General features: G+C 68.7%; 18 protein-coding genes and 1 pseudogene. 8 read left to right on the top strand and 11 right to left on the bottom strand.

What is annotated here, in order from left to right:
* The first annotated feature begins 18 nt into the window (after nucleotides 1–18).
* From EV659_RS13105 to EV659_RS13090, 4 genes are all read left to right on the top strand, one after another.
* Entirely contained in the window at nucleotides 19–429 is a 411-nt protein-coding gene (locus EV659_RS13105) for a 3TM-type holin (RefSeq protein ID WP_132709345.1), read from the top strand.
* An 87-nt stretch (nucleotides 430–516) separates the two neighbouring features.
* Complete coding sequence (gene cobB / locus EV659_RS13100) at nucleotides 517–1224, top strand: Sir2 family NAD+-dependent deacetylase (protein ID WP_132709344.1); 708 nt, start codon at nucleotides 517–519, stop codon at nucleotides 1222–1224.
* A gap of 120 nt (nucleotides 1225–1344) precedes the next feature.
* On the top strand, nucleotides 1345–2262 hold the full coding sequence (locus EV659_RS13095) for a sulfite exporter TauE/SafE family protein (protein WP_132709343.1): 918 nt from the start codon (nucleotides 1345–1347) through the stop codon (nucleotides 2260–2262).
* The gene (locus EV659_RS13090) at nucleotides 2259–3059 is read left to right on the top strand and encodes a TIGR02186 family protein (RefSeq protein ID WP_132709342.1); all 801 of its coding nucleotides are present in this window, start codon (nucleotides 2259–2261) and stop codon (nucleotides 3057–3059) included. The genes EV659_RS13095 and EV659_RS13090 overlap by 4 nt, the downstream gene beginning before the upstream one ends.
* Nucleotides 3060–3162: 103 nt before the next feature.
* Here EV659_RS13090 and EV659_RS13085 read toward each other — a convergent pair whose 3' ends face one another.
* Nucleotides 3163–3480 (bottom strand): sulfurtransferase TusA family protein, encoded by a 318-nt coding sequence (locus EV659_RS13085; RefSeq protein ID WP_165878898.1) that lies wholly within the window; start codon nucleotides 3478–3480, stop codon nucleotides 3163–3165.
* Nucleotides 3481–3627: 147 nt separating this feature from the next.
* Between EV659_RS13085 and EV659_RS13080 the strand changes: the two genes are divergently transcribed.
* On the top strand, nucleotides 3628–4509 hold the full coding sequence (locus tag EV659_RS13080) for an SDR family oxidoreductase (protein WP_200287932.1): 882 nt from the start codon (nucleotides 3628–3630) through the stop codon (nucleotides 4507–4509).
* A 45-nt stretch (nucleotides 4510–4554) separates the two neighbouring features.
* On the opposite strand, the gene EV659_RS13075 is transcribed toward EV659_RS13080, so the two are convergent.
* The 3 genes from EV659_RS13075 to EV659_RS13065 form a co-directional block, all read right to left on the bottom strand.
* Complete coding sequence (locus EV659_RS13075) at nucleotides 4555–4785, bottom strand: hypothetical protein (protein WP_132709340.1); 231 nt, start codon at nucleotides 4783–4785, stop codon at nucleotides 4555–4557.
* 149 nt (nucleotides 4786–4934) lie between these two features.
* Nucleotides 4935–5621: a dethiobiotin synthase gene (gene bioD, locus EV659_RS13070; protein WP_132709339.1), complete on the bottom strand. Its 687-nt coding sequence runs from the start codon at nucleotides 5619–5621 to the stop codon at nucleotides 4935–4937.
* Nucleotides 5618–6817: an aminotransferase class I/II-fold pyridoxal phosphate-dependent enzyme gene (locus EV659_RS13065; protein WP_132709338.1), complete on the bottom strand. Its 1200-nt coding sequence runs from the start codon at nucleotides 6815–6817 to the stop codon at nucleotides 5618–5620. Before EV659_RS13065 ends, bioD begins: the two co-directional genes overlap by 4 nt.
* Nucleotides 6818–7021: 204 nt before the next feature.
* Here EV659_RS13065 and bioB point away from each other — a divergent pair, with 204 nt between their 5' ends.
* The gene (bioB, locus tag EV659_RS13060; protein ID WP_200287929.1) at nucleotides 7022–7984 is read left to right on the top strand and encodes a biotin synthase BioB; all 963 of its coding nucleotides are present in this window, start codon (nucleotides 7022–7024) and stop codon (nucleotides 7982–7984) included.
* A gap of 67 nt (nucleotides 7985–8051) precedes the next feature.
* On the opposite strand, the gene EV659_RS13055 is transcribed toward bioB, so the two are convergent.
* The 4 genes from EV659_RS13055 to EV659_RS13040 form a co-directional block, all read right to left on the bottom strand.
* Complete coding sequence (locus EV659_RS13055; RefSeq protein WP_165878897.1) at nucleotides 8052–10079, bottom strand: TonB-dependent receptor; 2028 nt, start codon at nucleotides 10077–10079, stop codon at nucleotides 8052–8054.
* Nucleotides 10080–10510: 431 nt separating this feature from the next.
* On the bottom strand, nucleotides 10511–10702 hold the full coding sequence (locus EV659_RS13050; RefSeq protein WP_132709335.1) for a hypothetical protein: 192 nt from the start codon (nucleotides 10700–10702) through the stop codon (nucleotides 10511–10513).
* A complete protein-coding gene (locus EV659_RS13045) occupies nucleotides 10699–11130 on the bottom strand; it encodes a hypothetical protein (protein WP_132709334.1) in 432 nt (143 codons plus the stop codon). Before EV659_RS13045 ends, EV659_RS13050 begins: the two co-directional genes overlap by 4 nt.
* Nucleotides 11131–11291: 161 nt before the next feature.
* Nucleotides 11292–14042 carry an ATP-dependent DNA helicase gene (locus tag EV659_RS13040; protein WP_132709333.1) on the bottom strand — a complete coding sequence of 917 codons (2751 nt, stop codon included), beginning with the start codon at nucleotides 14040–14042 and terminating at the stop codon, nucleotides 11292–11294.
* Nucleotides 14043–14110: 68 nt separating this feature from the next.
* On the opposite strand from EV659_RS13040, the gene EV659_RS13035 reads away from it, so the two are divergent.
* A complete protein-coding gene (locus EV659_RS13035) occupies nucleotides 14111–14803 on the top strand; it encodes a metallophosphoesterase (protein ID WP_165878896.1) in 693 nt (230 codons plus the stop codon).
* A gap of 74 nt (nucleotides 14804–14877) precedes the next feature.
* Here the strand turns inward: EV659_RS13035 and EV659_RS13030 are convergent, their stop codons facing one another.
* The 3 genes and pseudogenes from EV659_RS13030 to EV659_RS13020 all read right to left on the bottom strand — a co-directional run.
* Nucleotides 14878–15318 (bottom strand): metallopeptidase family protein, encoded by a 441-nt coding sequence (locus EV659_RS13030; RefSeq protein ID WP_132709331.1) that lies wholly within the window; start codon nucleotides 15316–15318, stop codon nucleotides 14878–14880.
* A 140-nt stretch (nucleotides 15319–15458) separates the two neighbouring features.
* Nucleotides 15459–16211 (bottom strand): hypothetical protein, encoded by a 753-nt coding sequence (locus EV659_RS13025; RefSeq protein ID WP_132709330.1) that lies wholly within the window; start codon nucleotides 16209–16211, stop codon nucleotides 15459–15461.
* Nucleotides 16212–16286: 75 nt separating this feature from the next.
* Nucleotides 16287–16364, bottom strand: a pseudogene (locus tag EV659_RS13020) (IS5/IS1182 family transposase); the annotation flags it as partial.
* A gap of 327 nt (nucleotides 16365–16691) precedes the next feature.
* Here EV659_RS13020 and EV659_RS13015 point away from each other — a divergent pair.
* Nucleotides 16692–18509 carry an ABC transporter ATP-binding protein gene (locus EV659_RS13015; protein ID WP_132709329.1) on the top strand — a complete coding sequence of 606 codons (1818 nt, stop codon included), beginning with the start codon at nucleotides 16692–16694 and terminating at the stop codon, nucleotides 18507–18509.
* Nucleotides 18510–18601 lie beyond the last annotated feature (92 nt).

Below are 18601 nucleotides of genomic sequence, written 5' to 3'. Positions count from 1 at the left end.
CCACAAGGGGACAGGGCCATGGGCGTTTTCGGCAATCTGATCGGCGGCGGGGCGAAGGACGCGGTGACGGCGCTCGGCGATGTGTTCGACGCCTTGTTCACCTCGGACGAGGAACGCGCCCGCGCGGAATTCGTGCTCGAACGGCTGCGCCAACGCCCGCAAATCCTGCAGGCCGAGATCAACCGGATCGAGGCCGCCCATCGGTCGCTGTTCGTCGCCGGCTGGCGGCCGTTTATCGGCTGGGTGTGCGGCATGGGATTTTTGTGGGCGTTCCTTGGCCACCCTCTGTTCGAGTGGATCGTCGCCCTGCGCGGGCTCGACATTCCCGCTCCCGCCATCGCCACCGATCATCTGATGGAATTGGTGTTGGCGCTGCTGGGCCTCGGCACGCTGCGCACCGCCGAGAAGATGTCCGGCCGCACACGCTGAGCCGCTGCGCGCTGCGCGCAGGCCCTGGACCGACCCGCCGCCGACACGCTAGGCAGGACGGCGAGTTTTTGCCGAGGGAGCGCGGCCATGGCACGCTATCGCAATGTGGTGATCCTGACCGGCGCCGGCATTTCCGCCGAATCCGGTCTCGGCACGTTTCGCGACGAGGACGGCCTGTGGGCCAAGCACCGGATCGAGGATGTGGCCACGCCCGAGGGCTTCGCGCGCAACCCCGAACTGGTACAGGCGTTCTACAACAGCCGGCGGCGCGACCTGGCCACGGCCAAGCCGAACCCGGCCCATCTGGCGCTCGCCCGGCTGGAACGCGACCTCGGCCCCGGGCGGGTCACGCTGGTCACCCAGAATGTGGACAATCTGCACGAACAGGCCGGCAGCGAGACGGTGCTGCACATGCACGGCGAATTGCAGAAGGCGCGCTGCACCGCCTGCGGCCGGATCCATCCGTGGCTCGACGATCTGAGCGGCACCACGCCCTGCCCGGCTTGTGCGGCCACCGCCCTGCGCCCGCATGTGGTCTGGTTCGGCGAGATCCCGCTGCACATGGACGCGATCGAGCGCCACCTGGCCGAGGCCGACCTGTTCGTGTCGATCGGCACGTCGGGCGCGGTCTACCCCGCCGCCGGCTTCGTCCAGATGGCCCGCGCCTATGGCCGGGCGGCGACCGTGGAACTCAATCGGGACCCCTCCGACGGCGCCGGTTTCTTCGCCGATGGCCGCTACGGTCTGGCAAGCCAGGTGGTGCCCGCCTTCGTCGAGGAGATTCTGACCGGCTGACGCGCCTTTGGCCCTTGCCTCCGGCCCGGCGCGCATGGACAAGCGGCGGCGCTTTCGCGTATCCCTGTTAAGCGTTTGGCGGTCGCGGGCCGCCCGCTTCCAGACTGCACCGGATGGTCCATGCCCCTTTATCTGCCCATTGCTGAGATGTCGATGAACATGGCGCTGGTCATCGGCTTGGGCGCGGGCGTGGGGTTTTTGTCGGGTATGTTCGGCGTCGGCGGCGGCTTTCTGATGACCCCGCTGCTGATCTTCGCCGGCGTGCCGCCCGCCGTCGCCGTGGCCACCGAAGCCAACCAGATCACCGCCGCCAGCGTGTCCGGTGCGATCGCCCACGGCCGGCGCGGCGGCGTCGACTATAAAATGGGCATGGTGCTGGTGGCCGGCGGCGCGGTCGGCAGTTTTCTAGGCGCCCGCCTGTTCACCATCCTGCGCAGCGCCGGCCAGGTGGATCTGTTGATCTCGCTGTCCTATGTGGTCTTTCTGGGCACCATCGGCGCCTTGATGCTGTGGGAGAGCGTGCGGGCGATCCAGCGCGCCAGCCGCCGCGACGCGCCCTTGCCGCGCCGGCGCGCCCATCGCGGCATCGCGCACCGGCTGCCGCTGCGCATGCGGTTTCACAAGTCCAAGCTCTACGTCTCGGTGCTGGCGCCGCTGGCCATCGGCATGCTGGTCGGCGTGCTGGCGGCGATCATGGGCGTCGGCGGCGGCTTCATCATGGTGCCGGCGATGATCTACATCCTGGGCATGCCGACCAATGTGGTGATCGGCACGTCGTTGTTTCAGATCATCTTCGTCACCGCACTGACCACCGTGCTGCACTCGGTCAGCACCCAGACCGTGGACATCCTCCTGGCCATGCTGTTGCTGGTCGGCGCCGTGGTCGGCGCGCAGGTGGGCGCGCGGGTCGGCATGAAACTGAAGGCCGAACAGTTGCGCGCCCTGCTGGCGTTGATGGTTCTGGCGGTCGGCGCGCGCATGGCCTATGGGCTGCTGGTGCCGCCGGCCGATCTCTACAGCCTCGGGGCGGTCCATTGACCCGGCGCCGCGGCAACTGGCGCGGCGTCGCCTGGCTGCTGGCGCTGGCAGTGGCGGCCTGGGCCGCGCCGACCGGGCGCCCCGCAGCCGCCAATGACCTTCTGGCCGATCTGTCGCAGGACCGGATCGAAATCCGCTACAGCTTCGCCGGCGCCACCTTGTTGCTGTTCGGATCGATCCCCCAGGCCGACTTGCCGCACGGTGCCGCGCGCCACCTGCTGGTCACTGTGGTCGGCCCGGCCAAGCCCACGGTGGTGCGACGCAAGGGCCGCGTCGCCGGGATCTGGGTCAACACCGACGCGGTCACCTTCGACCAGGCGCCGGGCTTCTACTTCCTGGCCGCCACCGCGCCGCTGGAAACGGTACTGGACCAAAGCAGCCGCGCCACCCTGGGCATCGGCTTCGACCATCTGCCGGTGGGCGCCCCGCACGGGCCGGGCAGCACCATCGCGCCCGACGCCGCCGCGCCGTTCCGCAACGCCCTGATCCGCCGCAACCGTGCCGCCGACCTCTACCAGCAGCGCATCGGCGGCATCGAGATCATCGACGACGGCCTGTTCCGCACCGACGTCCCGCTGCCGGCCACGGTGCCGGTCGGCGCCTATACGGTGACGGTGTTTCTGGTCGTCGACGGCCGCGTCGCCGCGCGCAAGACCATTCCCATGCGGGTGGACAAATCAGGGTTCGAGCGCACGATCTACACGCTGGCCAACGAACGCCCGCTGCTCTACGGCTTGGCCGCGGTGGTCATCGCGCTGGTCGCCGGCTGGGGCGCGGGCGTGCTGAGCCGCCAATAACTCGGCCCCCGGTCAGACCAAGCCCAGACCGAGCCCAGCGCAAGACCGGCCGCCGCCGCCGGAAACCGCCCCGCCACGCTCGCCACAAACAGCAAAAATTCGATCAGTCGACCGGATCGGGACGCGCCGGGGCAGCCGATGCCGCGCCCATGGCCAGTGCGCCCATGTCCGCCGACGCCCGGCCTTTTTCGATCAGCACGGCCAGTCCTTCGTCGGCCTGATGGGCCATGACCAGCCGGTGATTGTTGTTGGCACAAAACACCGGAATATCCCGCACGGCGATCGACCGCTCGGCCCAGACTTCAAGCCGCTGACCCGGGATCATGGCCTTGAGCGCCTGGCGCACCTGGCGGATCACACTCGGCCCCTCGAGGCCGGTTGCATCCAGAAGGTGCACATGTTGATTGATGTTTTGAGGCACGTAATTCACCTAGTCCCTTTTCGGCTTCCCAGGCGTCTGCCCAAAAACGGCCGACCAGCACTGGATTGACCAAATTCTACCCGCTAGGGTCTCAATAAGGACTTAACGCCCCCAGGGCCAAAAACTGCAAACAGCAAGAAGAAGGACATGATGTTTCAAGAGAACTTATTGAACGGCTCTCACATCCTCGTCACCGGCGGCGGTAGCGGGCTCGGCTATTCGATGACCCGGGGGTTTTTGGCGTTGGGCGCCGAGGTGACCATTTGGGGCCGTCGCCGCGCCGTCTTGGACGAGGCGGCGGCGACCCTGGCCGACGAGACCGGCGGCCGGATACACACCGATGCCGTCGACATCCGCGATCCGGACGCCATCGAGGCGGCGGTCGACCGGATCTGGGCGCACAAGCCGCTCACCGGGCTGGTCAACAATGCCGCGGGCAATTTCATCGCCCCGACCGAAAGCCTGTCGCCGCGGGCGTTCAACGCCATCGCCTCGATCGTCTTCCACGGCACGTTCATGGTCACCAATGCCTGCGCCCGGCGCTGGCTCGACGCCGGCGACCGGGCCTCGGTGGTCTCGATCCTGACCACCTGGGTGTGGACCGGGTCGCCGTTCGTGGTGCCGTCGGCGATGTCGAAGGCCGGGCTCGACGCCATGACCAAGTCGCTGGCGGTGGAATGGGGGCCGCGCGGCCTGCGCTTCAACGCCATCGCGCCGGGGCCGTTTCCCACCAAGGGTGCCTGGGACCGCCTGATGCCCGACACCGGCGAAGATCTGGACCAGAAATCGCGCGACGCGATCCCCATGAAGCGCTATGGCGAGCATTCGGAACTGGCCAATCTGGCGGCCTTCCTGCTCGCCGACCAGGTCGCCTATATCAACGGCCAGACCATCGCCATCGACGGCGGCCAGCACCTCAACAATGCCGGCTCGTTCGCCCATCTGTGGGACGTGACCCCCGACCAGTGGGAACAGATGCGCGCCGCCATCGAAACCGCCAATAAACGCGACAAGGCCGGCCGGGCATAAGCCCCGGCCAGCCTTGTGACGAAATCGAAACGATCTGGACGGCGATCAGTGCAGGGTCACCGCCCCACCCGCCGGGCCGATCCGCTCGACCAGCTTGTCCTGGATGCCGAGCCACATCTCGAAGCCCAGATCGTCACCCACCAACCGCATCTTGGTGAGCGCCTGCTCAGCCGCCGGCAGCGCGCCGTCGCCCATCTCGGCCACCAGGCCGTCGGCCACATGGGCGAAATAGGCGTCCACGTCCACCGCGTCGCGAAACTTGTCCAGTGCGTTCATCACCGTCTCCCTCGGCAAAGGACCGTTGGCGAGGGATAAGCAAGCGGCATGCCAGCACCGGGCCGCGCAGCAAACCCCGGCGCTCAGGGCGCGTCACGGCCACCGCCGGGGCGCCGGCGGCACCGTGCAGGAGCAGCGCGGGCCCCGGCTCAGCCGCCCACCGCCCCGGCAAGATCGGCCAGGCCGGTCAGGTCGGGCGGCACCTCTTGCCCGGTCAAGCGGGGCAGCGCCCAAACCGGGCAGCGCAGATGCCGGCCCAGCGTCGCCACCGTCTCGGCCACCGGCACCGGCTGGTCGGGCGACTGGCTGACCACCACCGCTGCGGTGGCGAGACCGCGCGCCGCCAGCGCCTCGACGGTCGCGATGGTGTGGCTCATGGTGCCCAGATAACTGCCCGCCACCACCACCGGCGGCAGGCCCAAGGCGGCGATCCAGTCGGCGACGGTGACGCCCGGGCACAAGGGCACGAACGCGCCGCCGACGCCTTCCACCAGCACCACCCCGCGGTCCGGCAGGCCGGCGCGCGTGGCGGCGACCACCATGTCCAGGTCGAGCCGCCGGCCTTCACGCGCCGCCGCCATGTCGGGCGACAGCGGCGCCTTGAACTGCAGGGGCGACAGCGCCCGCGCCGTCTCCGCCCCCCAGGCGAGCCCTTGCGCGTCGGCCAGCCGGCGCGTGTCGCTCGCCGGGTCGTCGAGGGCAAAGCCCGAGATCACCGGCTTGAGCGCGCGCACCGCCCGGCGCTCGGCGCGCAATTGCCGGGCGAGCAGCGCGGTCACCTCGGTCTTCCCCAATTCGGTGCCGGTACCGGTGATGAACAGCCCCTTGGCGGTCATCGCCCGGTCTCCGCCACCACCGCCCGCAGGGCGTCGATCAGGCCAGCCACAGCCGCGTCACTCAGGGCCGCCGACAGGCTGATGCGCAACCGCGCGGTGCCCGGCGGCACGGTGGGCGGGCGCACGGCGACGCCCAGATAGCCGCGCGCTTCGAGCGCCGCCTGGGCGTCGAGTGCCGCCTGTTCGGCGCCCAGGACGATCGGCAGCACCGGGCTGTCGGGCGCCGGCAGGTCCAGGGCCTCGGCGACCCGTGCGGCCAGCGCCTGGGGGCGCGCGCAGCGCTCGGGCTCGGCGGCGACGATGGCGAGGGCCGCGCGCGCCGCGGCCGCCGATGCCGGCGCCAGACCGGTGGAATAGACGAAGCTGCGCGCCCGGTTGCGCAACAGTTCGATCACCGGGCGGTCGGCGCACACATAGCCGCCCTGCGAGCCGAGCGCCTTCGACAGCGTGCCCATGGCCAGCGGCACGCAGGCGCCCTCGCCCGCCCCGTGCCCGGCCGCCACCACGCCCAGGCCGTGGGCGTCGTCGACCAGCAGCCAGGCGTCGTGCGCCGCCGCCACGCGGGCCAGGGCCGCCACCGGCGCCCGGTCGCCGTCCATGGAGAACACGCCGTCGGTGAGCAACAAAGCATGGCGCGCGCCGCTGCGGTGGCGGGCCAACAGATCGTGTGCGCAGGCGGCGTCGTTATGGGCGAAACGGTGCACGGTCGCCCCGCTCAACCGCGCGCCCATGTGCAGGCAATTGTGCGCCAGGTCGTCGATGACGATCAGGTCAGAGCGCCCGGCGAGCGCCGAGACGATGCCCAGATTGGCCGCATAGCCGCTGGAGAACACCAGCGCCGCCTCAGCCCCCTTGAACGCCGCCAACTCGGCCTCCAGCGCCACCACCTCGGGGTGTTCGCCGGTGATCAGCCGCGACGCCCCGGCCCCGGTGCCGTGCGCCGCCGCCGCCGCTTGCGCCGCGGCGATGACGCGCGGGTCGTGGGCAAGGCCCAGATAGTCGTTGCTGGACACATTGACCAACCGCCGGCCGCCGCGGGTCACGGTCACCGCGTCGAGCGCCCGGGTCTCGACCGCAAGCCGGCGCCGGTCGCGCGCCGCCAGGTCGGCCAGCTTATCCTCGGCATGGGCGCGCAGCGACGCGCGCGGGTCGCCAGCGGCGGGGACGATCGGGGCGGCGGGACGGGAAGATGGCATCGGGCACACCGGGCGGGCTGGAAGGGGGAAGCGAGCGTTTCGGGCTTGGCAAGGCCCCGCCGGCCTGTCAAGCGCGTTGCCGCCGCGCCACCGCCTGGGCCCACGTCGCCACCGGCCGGGCGCGCGTTCACGCGGGCTTGCCTTGACCTGGGCGGCGCCTTGGGCGAGACCCTGGACCGGACCCAAGGAGACCCGCCGATGCCCATGGACGATCAAACCCCGCCGGCGCTGCTGCGCCACGACTGGACCCGCGCCGACATCGCCGCCCTGTTGGACCTGCCGTTCAACGAGTTGGTGTTCCGGGCCGCGTCGGTCCACCGCGCCCATCACGACCCCAACAAGGTGCAATTGTCGCAACTGCTGTCGATCAAGACCGGCGGCTGCGCCGAGGATTGCGGCTACTGCCCGCAGGCCGCGCGCTACGACACCGGCGTCAAGGCCGAAAAACTGATGCCGGTGGACGAGATCGTCGCTGCCGCCAAGCGCGCCAAGGAAAACGGCGCCACCCGCTACTGCATGGGCGCGGCATGGCGCGAGCCCAAGGACCGCGATGTGGCGCATCTGTGCCGGGTGGTCGAAGCGGTGCGCGACCTGGGCATGGAAACCTGCATGACGCTGGGCATGCTGACCCAGGCCCAGGCCGACCGGCTGGCCCAAGCCGGGCTCGACTATTACAACCACAATCTGGACAGCGCGCCCGACTTCTACGGCGAGATCATCACCACGCGCACCTATCAGGAGCGGCTCGACACCCTCGACGCGGTGCGCGAGGCGGGCATGGCGGTGTGCAGCGGCGGCATCGTCGGCATGGGCGAAAGCCGCGACCACCGCGCCGGCCTGCTCGAACAACTGGCAGCCCGCGACCCGCACCCGGAATCGGTGCCGATCAACATGCTGGTGCAGGTGGAGGGCACGCCGCTCGCCGGCACCAAGGCGCTCGACCCGTTCGAGTTCGTGCGCACCATCGCCGCCGCGCGCATCACCATGCCGCGCTCGGCGGTGCGCCTGTCGGCCGGCCGCGAGACCATGTCGGACGAATTGCAGGCGCTGTGCTTCCTCGCCGGCGCCAACTCGATCTTTTACGGCGACAAGCTGCTGACCACCGACAATCCCGAGGGCAATAAGGATATGGCCCTGCTCGGCCGGCTCGGCATCACGCCGGGCTGAGCGGCGTCGACCGCCCGACCGTCGCCGGGCCCGGCCGGGGAACACCCCAGGCCGGCCCGGCATCGCCTCAGAAATCGATCACCGCGCTGACCTGGAAGTTGCGGCCCATGGCCGGCACCCGGTCGCGCAGGAACGAGGCGGCATAACGGATCTCGTCATTGGTCAGATTGTTGGCCTCGAACAGCAGCGACAGGGGCCGGTCGTCGAACGGGCGCACGCGCAGCGACGCGTCGAGCTTGGTGTAGCCGTCGACCGGGTTTTCGTTCGGCCCGACCTTGTGTTGGTGGTCGGCCACCTCCACCGACATTCCGAACCGCCAGCGTTCGCCCTCGACCGCGCCGCCCACCTGCGCGGTCAGGGGCGGGATGCGCGGCACGTCGCCCTCGACGGCGGTGAACTCGGCGCGCACATAGTCGATCACCGTGTTGAGCGAAAACACATGGCCGGCCCATTGCGCGACCTCCAGATCGCCTTCCACCTCGAAGCCGTAGAAGCGGCTGTCGAAGGCGGCGAACTGCGCCACCGGCAGGCCCAGGCGCTCCTCGCCGGTGAACAACTCGGTGATGAACCGGTCATAGTCGGTGTAATAGCCGGTCAAGGCGCCGGTCAGCCGGCCGCTGTCCTTGCGCAGCGCCACCTCGCCGCCCAGAGCCACTTCCTTGTCGAGCGTCGGGTCGCCGACCTCATAGGTGAAGGTGGCCACATGCGGGCCGTCGGAAAACAATTCCTCGGCGTTGGGCGCGCGTTCGGTGCGGAAGGCGTTGCCGGTCAAGCGCAGGCCGTCGGTCAGGTCGTAGCCCAGGCCCACGGACGCGCTGACGGCGTTGAAGCCGGTCTTGATCCGGTTGTCGTCGGTGTCGGCATCCTGGCGCTCGAAACGCAGACCGCCGCCCACCGACAGCCGGCCGAACTCCGCCTGTTCGACCAGGAACACGCCCACCTGCCGGGTGGTGTTGGGCGGCACGAAGGCTTCCGCCCCCACGGCGCGGAAGTCGCGGTGGCGCACCTGCACGCCCGCGGCCCCGCTCAGCCAGTCGCCGGCGGCGTGGGTCAGTTCCACCCGCGCCTCGACACCCTCATTGTAGAAGGTGGTGGCGATCTCCCCGCCATCGAGTTCCGAATGCTCATAGTCGGCATAGCCCAGGCGCAGCCGCACCTCGTCGAGCCATGGCCGTTCGACGCGATAATTGCCGGCCACGTCGACGCGCAATTGCTGCTGGTCGATGCGCACCTGGGGGGCCGCGCCCTCGACCACCGGCAGGCCGTAATTCTTGTCGAAAAAGCTCACCGAGGCGCCGAGAAAACCGCGCTCGCCGATCCACGAGGCGCCGAGCGCGCCGCCCGACTGGCGCAGGTCGCTGTTGGGCGCCACGCCCTCATATTCCAGATCGTCGGGCAACGGATCGGCGGCGCGCAACGCCTCGGAGCGCAGGAAACCGGGGATCGAGATGTCGCCGGCCTGGCGGTGGAAGCCCTCGGCATGGATCGCCACCCGGTCGCCGAGGCCGGCGGTGGAGCGGCCCGAAATCTCGGTGCCGTCGCCGTTCGAGGCATAGCTCGCCCGGCCGCCGAAACTGAGCCCGCCTTCGGGGATCTCGGTGGGCAGGCGGCCGTCGAACACATTGACCACGCCGCCGACCGCATTGTTGCCATAGATCAACGTCGCCGGGCCGCGCACCACCTCGACCCGGTCGGCGTGCGCCATGTCCACCGCCACCGCATGGTCGGGCGAGGTGGTCGAAGCGTCGATCGTGCCGATGCCGTTGACCAGCACGCGGATGCGGTCGCCGCCGAGGCCGCGCAGGATCGGCCGGCTGGCGCCCGGCACGAACGACGACTGCGCGACCCCCGGCAGGCCATCGAGCGCCGCGCCCAAGGTCGGCGCCATCTGCTCGTCGAGCGCCGCGCCGTCGAGCACCGAGGTGGCCTGCAACGAATCGAACGCCGACCGACGCAGCGGGTCGGAGGTGACGACGATTTCCTCGATCGCAGGATAGGGAGCCGGGCTCGGCGTCTCGGCCATGGCCGGACCGGCCAGGACGACGGGGGTGGCGACAAGGCCGGCGCGCATCAGCGCGCGCAAGGCGGTGTCCATGGGGCGCATTCTCCATGTGTGGGACTGTGTGACCTGATCACCGCCGCTAACGCACATGAAAATGAATTGCAATAAATTTCCATTTCGGAGAGATGATGCCTCCGGACCGAGCGTGTCCCGCGCACCGCCCCGACGGTCCCGGTCCGTGGGAAGAGCGCAGGATCGGACCGGCGCAAGGCAGGCCGCAGCCCCTTCACGGCCGATGGTCCGTGCCGACGCTAGGGTCCCTTCCGCGCCGGTCCCGCCGTCCCTCCAACCGCCATGGGCCAAGCGCAGCGCAGCCCGCCAATCGCCGCCAAGCCCCCAGGCCCAGCCCGAGCCGCACCGGGCGGCACGCGCGCGGGGATGGCCGCTCGGCCTCAGCGCGGCGCGAAGCAACCGCCCCGGTGGGGCCAAGCCTGGTCAGGGGATCGAGCCTTAAAAGGCGCCGGTCAGCCGTCGAGCGCCCTCAACCCGGCCCAAATCAGCACGAACACCACCGCCGCGACGACGATGCCGAGCCAGGGGTTGCCAGCCTGCCGGCGGTTGCGCGCCGCGCGCATGCCGGCGCGGATCGGGTCATCGTCGCGCCCGTCCGATGCCGGGGACGGGCGGTCTTCGGGGGGTCGGTCCGCCGGGGTCATGACGCTGTCGCCTTGGCGCCGGCCTGGCCGGGGCGCGCGCCCACCAGGCGCGGGCCGACCAACATGGCCGCCAGCATGAGCGGCCAGGCGCGACCTTCCCAGATCCGATAGGCGGCCCCCTGCTCGGCGGCACTCATGCCCAACAGGGCGCCGATGGCGATTTCGACGCCGACGGTCAGGGCCATCCAGATCGCCCCCAACAGCCACAGGTCGGCGCTGCCGCGCGGCTCACGCAGGACCCGCAACCCGAACGCCATGGCCAGATAGACAAGGGCGATGCCGGTCGCGGTGCCCAACCACTTGGCGACCAGCGGCCCGAGCGCTGGCAGCATGACCGCGTCGCGCATCACGCCGTTGAAGACCGCGACGGCGGGCAACGCCACATAGACCCCCATGGCCTTGCCGATGAACGCCCAATTGATGGTCATGGTCCCCTCCGCCTGTGCGTGTGGCTGGCTTACGCATCCCCCGCCGGCTTGGCAAGAGCCGGTTCCGTACGGCAGCGCCCCGGTAATCGACCCCGTCACTCGCCTCCGGTACCGGTAATTGACCCCGGCCAGCGTCCCGGCACCCCGGCCCAGGCCCGGCGTCAGCGGGCCAGGAAATCGCGCACGCCGGCGACCGCCTCGGCCAGCCCCACCCGGTTCACCTCGGCACCGTCGGGCAGGCCGGCCATCAACCGGCTCGGCGCCTGGTTGTCCAACAGCACGAACACGCCGCGGTCGGTGCGCGCCCGGATCAGCCGGCCGAACGCCTGGCGCAGGCGCAGCCGCACCAGCAGATCGTCATAGGTGCGCGGCCCGAACGCCGCCTTGCGCGCCCGGTGCAGGATCGTCGGGCGCGGCCACGGCACCCGGTCGAAGATCAGCAGCTTGAGCGACGACCCCGGCACATCCACGCCGTCGCGCAACGCGTCGGTGCCGAACAGGCTCGCCCGCATCTCGGCGCGGAAGATGTCCACCAGCGTGCCCGGGTCCATAGGGTCCACATGCTGGGCATAGAGCGGCAGGCCGGCGTCTTCGAGCCCGGCGGCGATCTGGTCGTAGACCGCACGCAGCCGCTGGATCGCCGTGAACAGACCGAGCGCGCCACCGCCCGCCGCCTCGATGAGCGCGCGATAGGCACCGGCCACCTGGGCCAGCGAGCGCTTGTTCACGTCGGTGACCACGAACACCCGCGCCTGCTCGCCATAATCGAACGGCGAGGCCACCGACAGCCGTTCGCCCGGCAAGACCATGTGGGCGGCCCCGGTGCGCACCTCGGCCGAGCGCCAGTCGTCGTCCTCGGCGGCACCGTCGCGCAGCGTCGCCGAGGTGATCAGCGCCCCATGGGCGGGCTCCAGCACCGCCTCGGCGAACGGTTGGCTGGGGTCGACCCAATGGCGGTGCAGGCCCACGTCGCGCTCGCGCCCGCCCAGCCGCTCCACCGCCACCCAGTCGACGAACGCCGCCGGCGTGGTGCCGCCGACCGCTTCGAGCATCTGCTGCCAGGCGACCACCGTCTCGCGCCGCTGCTGCAGCGCCCGCGCCGCGGCGTCCAGGCGCCCGCGCGCCGGCGTGTCCAACGTCTCGGCCTCCTCGTCGAGCAGACGGATCAAGCGATTGGCAAGGGCGGCCAGGGGCTTGGCCAGATCGTCGAGGGCCACGCCAAGGTCGGCGGCGGCGTCCACCAGCCCCTCGATCGGGGTGTTGAGCGTCGCCTCCAGGCTGAAGCCGCTGCGCGCTTCGGGCGCGCGGGCCATCACCTGGGCGCGGGCGTGGGTCAAAAACCGCTCATAAGGCCCCTGCGGCTGGGCGTTGGCGACCCGGGTCAGCCAGCCCTCGCCCGGCAGCACGCCGGCCGCCGCGATCACTTCGGTGAGCAGCGGGCCGGCCTCGGCGTCGGCGCCGACCAGTTCGGCGATCCGCGCCGACAGCCCGCGCGTGCGGCTGGTCGACCGGCCCTCGCGGCCGCGCACCCAACGCCGCAGGTCGGCGCCTTCGAGCCCCGACAGGTGGCCCGAAAAGGCGCTGTCGGCGGCGTCGAACAGGTGGTGGCCCTCGTCGAACACCAGCCGGCGCGGCGCGTCGGGATCGCCGGCGCGGCGCACCGCCTGGGCCATCACCAGGGCGTGGTTGCCGACCACCAGCCGGGCCCGGCGCGCCCGCCGGGTGACCCGCTCGATAAAGCATTTGCGATAGTGGCTGCACGCCGCATAGAGGCATTCGCCGCGTCGGTCGGTCAGCCCGGCGACCCGGCCGGGGCCGAAATGGGCGCCGAGCCAGGACGGAAAATCGCCGCCGATCATGTCGCCGTCGCGGGTGAACCGGGCCCAGCGCATGACCAGCCCGATCAACACCTTATCGCGCCCGGCCACGGGCTCGGACCCGCGCGCCAGAACCGCGTTGGCGGTCTCTTCCAGGTTCAGCAGGCACAGATAGTTCTCGCGCCCCTTGCGGATTACCGCATTGGCCGCCTTGTCCCGGCGGTCGGGATAGAGCCGGTCGAGCTCCTGGTCCAACTGGCGCTGCAGGTTCTTGGTGTAGGTGGACAGCCACACCGTGCCCTCGTTGCGCTCGGCCCACAGGGACGCCGGCGCAATATAGCCGAGCGTCTTGCCGGTGCCGGTGCCGGCCTCGGCCAGCACCAGATTGGGCGCCTGCTCGCTGTGCCGCGGCGTGAACACCATGGCGGCGGTGCGCGCATAGTCGCGCTGGGTCTCGCGCGGCTCGGCACCGTCGCCCAACAGCGCGGCCAGCCGGTCCAGCGCCTCGGCCCCGGCCACCGGGTCGTCGCCCGGCCGTGGCGGCGGCGCGCCCTCTTCCCATTCGGGCAGCGCCGACCAGACCGCGAGCCCGGCCCGGCCGCCGCCGGTCTCGCCCAAGGCCCCCAACACCGGCGCCCCCCAGGGCCAGCCGCCGCGCGCCATCATCATGCCCACATCGGCCGCGCCGGCGCGAAAGCCATAGCCCGGCTCGGCCAGCTCGGCCATCAGCGCCCGGGCGGCGGCACGCACCGCGTGCGCCTGGGCTTCGAGGTCGGGGCCGGGGTCGTCGAGCGACAGGGCGCGCGCCAAGCCCACCGGTGTGGGCAGGCAGAAGCGCGCCGGGCGGACGAAAGCGAACAGTTCCAGCACGTCGAGCGCCTGGCCCGGGCTCAGCCCCAGCCGCCGGCCCACCGCTGGGGCGTTGCACAACAGATGCACCGCCTCGGCCAGCCGGGCGGCTGCTGCGTCGGCGTCGAGCCGCTCGACCCGGCCGTCGCCGGCCAGCACCACGGCGCGCCCGGCGCCGGCGACAAGCACCGGCGTGCGGTCGATCAGGCCGCCGGGCGCGGCGAATTGGGCGATGGTCTCGGCCATGGCTTCTTCTAAACTGGGAACAAACGTTGAACAAGACCGCCCAGGCGTGGCAGGATCATCCTATGACCATGAAACATCTCGTCCTGCCCGCCAACACCGACGGCCGCGATTTCTTCGTCGGCGACCTGCACGGGCTGAAGGATCGGCTTGATGCCGCGCTCGACGCCCACGACTTCGACCCGGCCCGCGACCGGCTGATCAGCGTCGGCGACCTGGTCGATCGCGGCCCGGCGTCGGCGGCGTGTCTGGCGCTGGTGGATCAGCCATGGATGTGGGCGGTGCGCGGCAATCACGAACAGATGCTGCTCGACGCGCTCGACGGCGGCGACTGGTCTTTGTGGCTGGCCAATGGCGGCGATTGGGCGCTCGACGCCGCACCGCAGACGCTGGCGGCCGCCCACGCCCGCGCCGCCGCCCTGCCGGTGGCGCTGAGCGTGGCACAACCGGACGGCGGGCCGCCGGTGGGCGTGACCCACGCGCAATGCCCGGTGGCCCATTGGGCGCAGATCGACGCCGCCCTCGACGCCCAAGGCGACGCGGCGCAGGAAGCCTTGTGGGGCCGCAGCGTGCTGCGCGCAGGCGTGGCGCAGCGCACGGGCGGCGTGCGCGCCACCGTGCACGGCCACACGCGACTGCCGGCGCCAAGGCGGCTCGGCACCGCGCTGTTCATCGACACCGGCGCCGTCTCGGGCGGTGCGCTGACGCTCGACACCCTCGACGGCCTCACCGCCCGCGCCGAGGCGCCGTTCCAGCGCGCCTGAGGCCCGTGAGCAATGACGCTGTGGGCAATGACGCTGTGGGCCACGACGCGGCGGCCCGGCGCCATGGCCCGGCATCAACCGTCGGCGGCGGCTTCAAGCGCCTCCATGTCGGCGTCGGAGAGGCCGAAATGGTGGCCCACCTCGTGGATCAGCACATGGGTGATCAGATCGCCGAGCGTCTCTTCGCCCTCGGCCCAGACGTCGAGGATCGGGCGCCGGTAGAGGGTGATGGTGTCGGGCAGCGCGCCGCTGTCGAAGTTGCTCTTCTCGGCCAGGCTGATGCCTTGATAGAGGCCGAGGATGTCGAACGGGCTGTCGAGGTCCAGGTCGCGGATCACGTCCTCGTCGGGAAACTCGGCGACGCGGAAGGCGATATCGCCCAGATAGCCGCGCAACGGCTCGGGGATCGACGCCACGGCGGCCTCGGCGAGGGCGGCGAACACGTCCGCCCCCGGCGCCCGGGCCGCCGACCAGGACGCCGCCGCTGCGGTAGGAGAAGCATCGGCTTGGGTCATGCCCCTTCCATGCCGCCAAACGCCGCCGCACGCAAGCGCGCCCGTCCGGTCGAGCCCCGCCGATCCCGCATGGCGGCGCAACACTGCCCGCCTGGCATCGCAACCGACGGCGCCACGCCAAAACCACCCGCAAAAACAATCTACAGGTCCCTCTTAATAGTATAGTCAATAACCTTTGAAATCCGCCGATACATTAGCTTGCGGGCCTCACCCAACGCCATCGGACACTCAGGCGGTCTATGTTTATCATTCGGGTGATGCCGCGCACCATTCGCTGTCCTCTTAAAAAGACGTATTTCCTTTTGTGATATGCCGCTTTTTGGCGAACCGCTTTTTGTCGCACAAATTCTTGGCTCTTTTTCTTTCAGAGCCTCATGAGCCATGTACAGTTCGAACCAGTCGGGCTCACCCCCCAAGTAGCGCTGGGCACTGCGGATATCACGATCCAAATCCCCAGCACGCAACCAAAGCTGAGCCGTAGAAGGCTTGGCAAGCGGCTCAACCACATTGCCCTGCGCGTCTTTCACCGAAAACTCGGCACATCCGAGGCTCGCTGACATCGTGATCCCAGCTGCTTCTAAGAAATATTTTCTAATGGGCGGGCCGTCCGAGACAAACTCCACCACCGCGCCAACGGTGACGAGATTGATACTCCCGGAGGTCCCCACCACGGCGTTCACCGCACCAAACAAATCCTTAGCCGCCTGATGGACGTCTTTCGAATCCACCAAATCATCGAAACCAGAAGACCGAAGAACCAAATATTTACCGTGAGAATCTTCAATCTTATCGACATAATGGAAGAAAGGTTCTTTTAGCTTCTGACACCACTTCCTCTTACCCACTTCCGAACCGTTCAATTCAACAGCCCACCGATCGCTCACCTTGCTCAATTGCCCCCACATAAATTATGCAATTTTTGAACACTGCTGAACAAAAATTTTCCGCTCACCTTTTAGGCTCCAGACTCATAACCAGTAGCGGACGAATGCGGCAATCTGGACGGCAGCGAGGAAGTTGACGGCCAAGCGGCCGTATCTCGTGGCGAAATGCCATACGACGAGTTCCCTTCCAGGGAGCTCGGATCGCATCTGAAGCCGCAGGCGAAGCCCGTTTATGGGGCCTGACCCTAGCAAGCCAACCCTCGAATGCGGCGGCCCATGCCTCGGCCTGGGCTGCCGTTTCGAGCTTGAGACCCGCTGGCTGGTAGATCTTTGGTGCGGTCTGTCGAAACCGATCCGACGTCTAAAGCACCTGTAAGCGTCGCGCGCCGCGCTCATACGTGCGACAAACATTTTGCAATATGGTGTTGCTAAATGGCCCCAGAAATGATAATGCATGTCATTCTTACCTGAATCGCTGGATGTTTGGTCATGAATGCAACGATCACAGACGATACTGATCGAACCGACGTTCACGGATCAAATTCGCCACCCGCTGCAACGGCGGAGAACGACGGCCCCGATTATCTGGCCAGTCTACGCCTCATCGGCGGCTATCTCAGCGCCTCCAGGCTCAAGATGGGCGCCTCGATCCTACTCGCAACGCTCGCCACGGCCTGTGAACTGGTTCCGGTCTGGGCGGTCTATCGCGTCCTCGATGCAGCGATCGGCGGCGCGCTAACCTGGCCATTTGCGGGCCTCCACGCGCTGGCGGCGTTAGGCGGGGTGGTCATCGGCTACGCCGCACTCGGCGTTGCGATGGCCCTCTCTCACATCGTCGCTTTTGATGCGATCTACCGACTGCGCCTCGACATCGCCCGGCATATGGCGCGTCTGCCGCTCGGCTATTTCATGACCCGCAAGAGCGGCGATGCGCGCAAACTCGTCATCGACGAGCCGGAGAAGCTCGAAACCATCGTCGCCCATGGGGTGCCGGAAGGGGTGAGCGCGTTGTCGACATGGCTCGCGGTCTCAGTGTGGCTGTTCGCTGTCGACTGGCGCATGGCGCTCGCCGCGATCTTTGTAACGCCGGTGTCCTTCGTCCTCCTTACCATGGCCATGACCCACAGCGGCAAGCGTGCCAGCGCCTATCAGGAGGCAGCCACGCGGATGAACGCCTCCATCGTTGAATACCTCGCCGGCATGCCAGTGGTGAAAATTTTCAATCGGACCGGCGAAAGCCTTGCCGAAACCAGCAAGGCTGTGCGCGATTACGCCGATATCGAAACAGAATGGGGGCGCTATTACATCCCACTCGGTGGCAGTTTTTACACACTGGTTCTCACCAATATCGTCTTTATCCTGCCAGTCGGGCTCCTCCTGTTGCAGACCGGCACGCTCAGCTTGGCAACCCTGCTGTTTTTCATGCTGCTCGGCGCCAATTACAGCCAGCCTCTGTTAAAACTGTTCAACCAGTTTCACACGCTCGCTCATATCAGCATGGGATCGACCATCGTTGCGGAGCTTCTGCAGACGCCCGCCCAGTCCGACACCGGTCGCCGCGTTGATTTTCCGCATTACGACATCGCCTTCGAGAGCGTCTCCTTCGGCTATAGCGATCATGATGTCTTGCATGGCGTGAGCTTCACCGCGCGCACAGGCAAGATCACCGCCCTGGTTGGCCCGTCCGGCTCTGGCAAGAGCACAGTCGCCAGCCTCGTTCCGCGCTTCTGGGACGTGCGCATGGGACGGGTCATGCTGGGCGGTGTCGATGTACGCGACATCGGGCTCGACCAGCTCATGGATACGGTCGCCTTCGTCTTCCAGAATACATTCCTGTTTTCCGACACGATCGCGGCCAATATTCGCTTCGGGAACCCGCAAGCGAGCGATGAAGAGGTCGAGGCGGCCGCCCGCGCGGCGCGCGCCCATGAGTTCATCAGCAAGCTGCCGAATGGTTACGACACCATGCTGGGCGAGCATGGCGCGGCTCTTTCCGGCGGCGAACGCCAGCGTCTCGCGATCGCCCGTGCGCTTCTCAAGAACGCGCCGGTCGTCATTCTCGACGAAGCGACCGCCTTCGCCGATCCGGACAACGAGGCGGCCATCCAGGAGGCTATCGGCGAATTGACAAAAGGCCGGACCCTAATCGTTGTCGCTCACCGGCTGCACACGATCGCGTCGGCCGACCAGATTCTCGTCATGAAGGATGGGCGCCTCATCGAACGGGGGCGCCATGATGATCTTCTCAAAACGGACGGCCTCTATACGCGGATGTGGCGGGATTATACCGAAGCACGCAGCCTCTGACCTTCCCCCTGAAGCCGATCCGTTCAGAGGGTGAGTATTTCGGTTGATAACATGCTCCGGCCGCCACTGGCGACGGTCTGCTGGATGGAGGG

This window comes from Rhodothalassium salexigens DSM 2132 (assembly GCF_004341375.1).
GTDB lineage: Bacteria > Pseudomonadota > Alphaproteobacteria > Sphingomonadales > Rhodothalassiaceae > Rhodothalassium > Rhodothalassium salexigens.
This window is presented reverse-complemented; position numbering and strand designations above follow the sequence as displayed.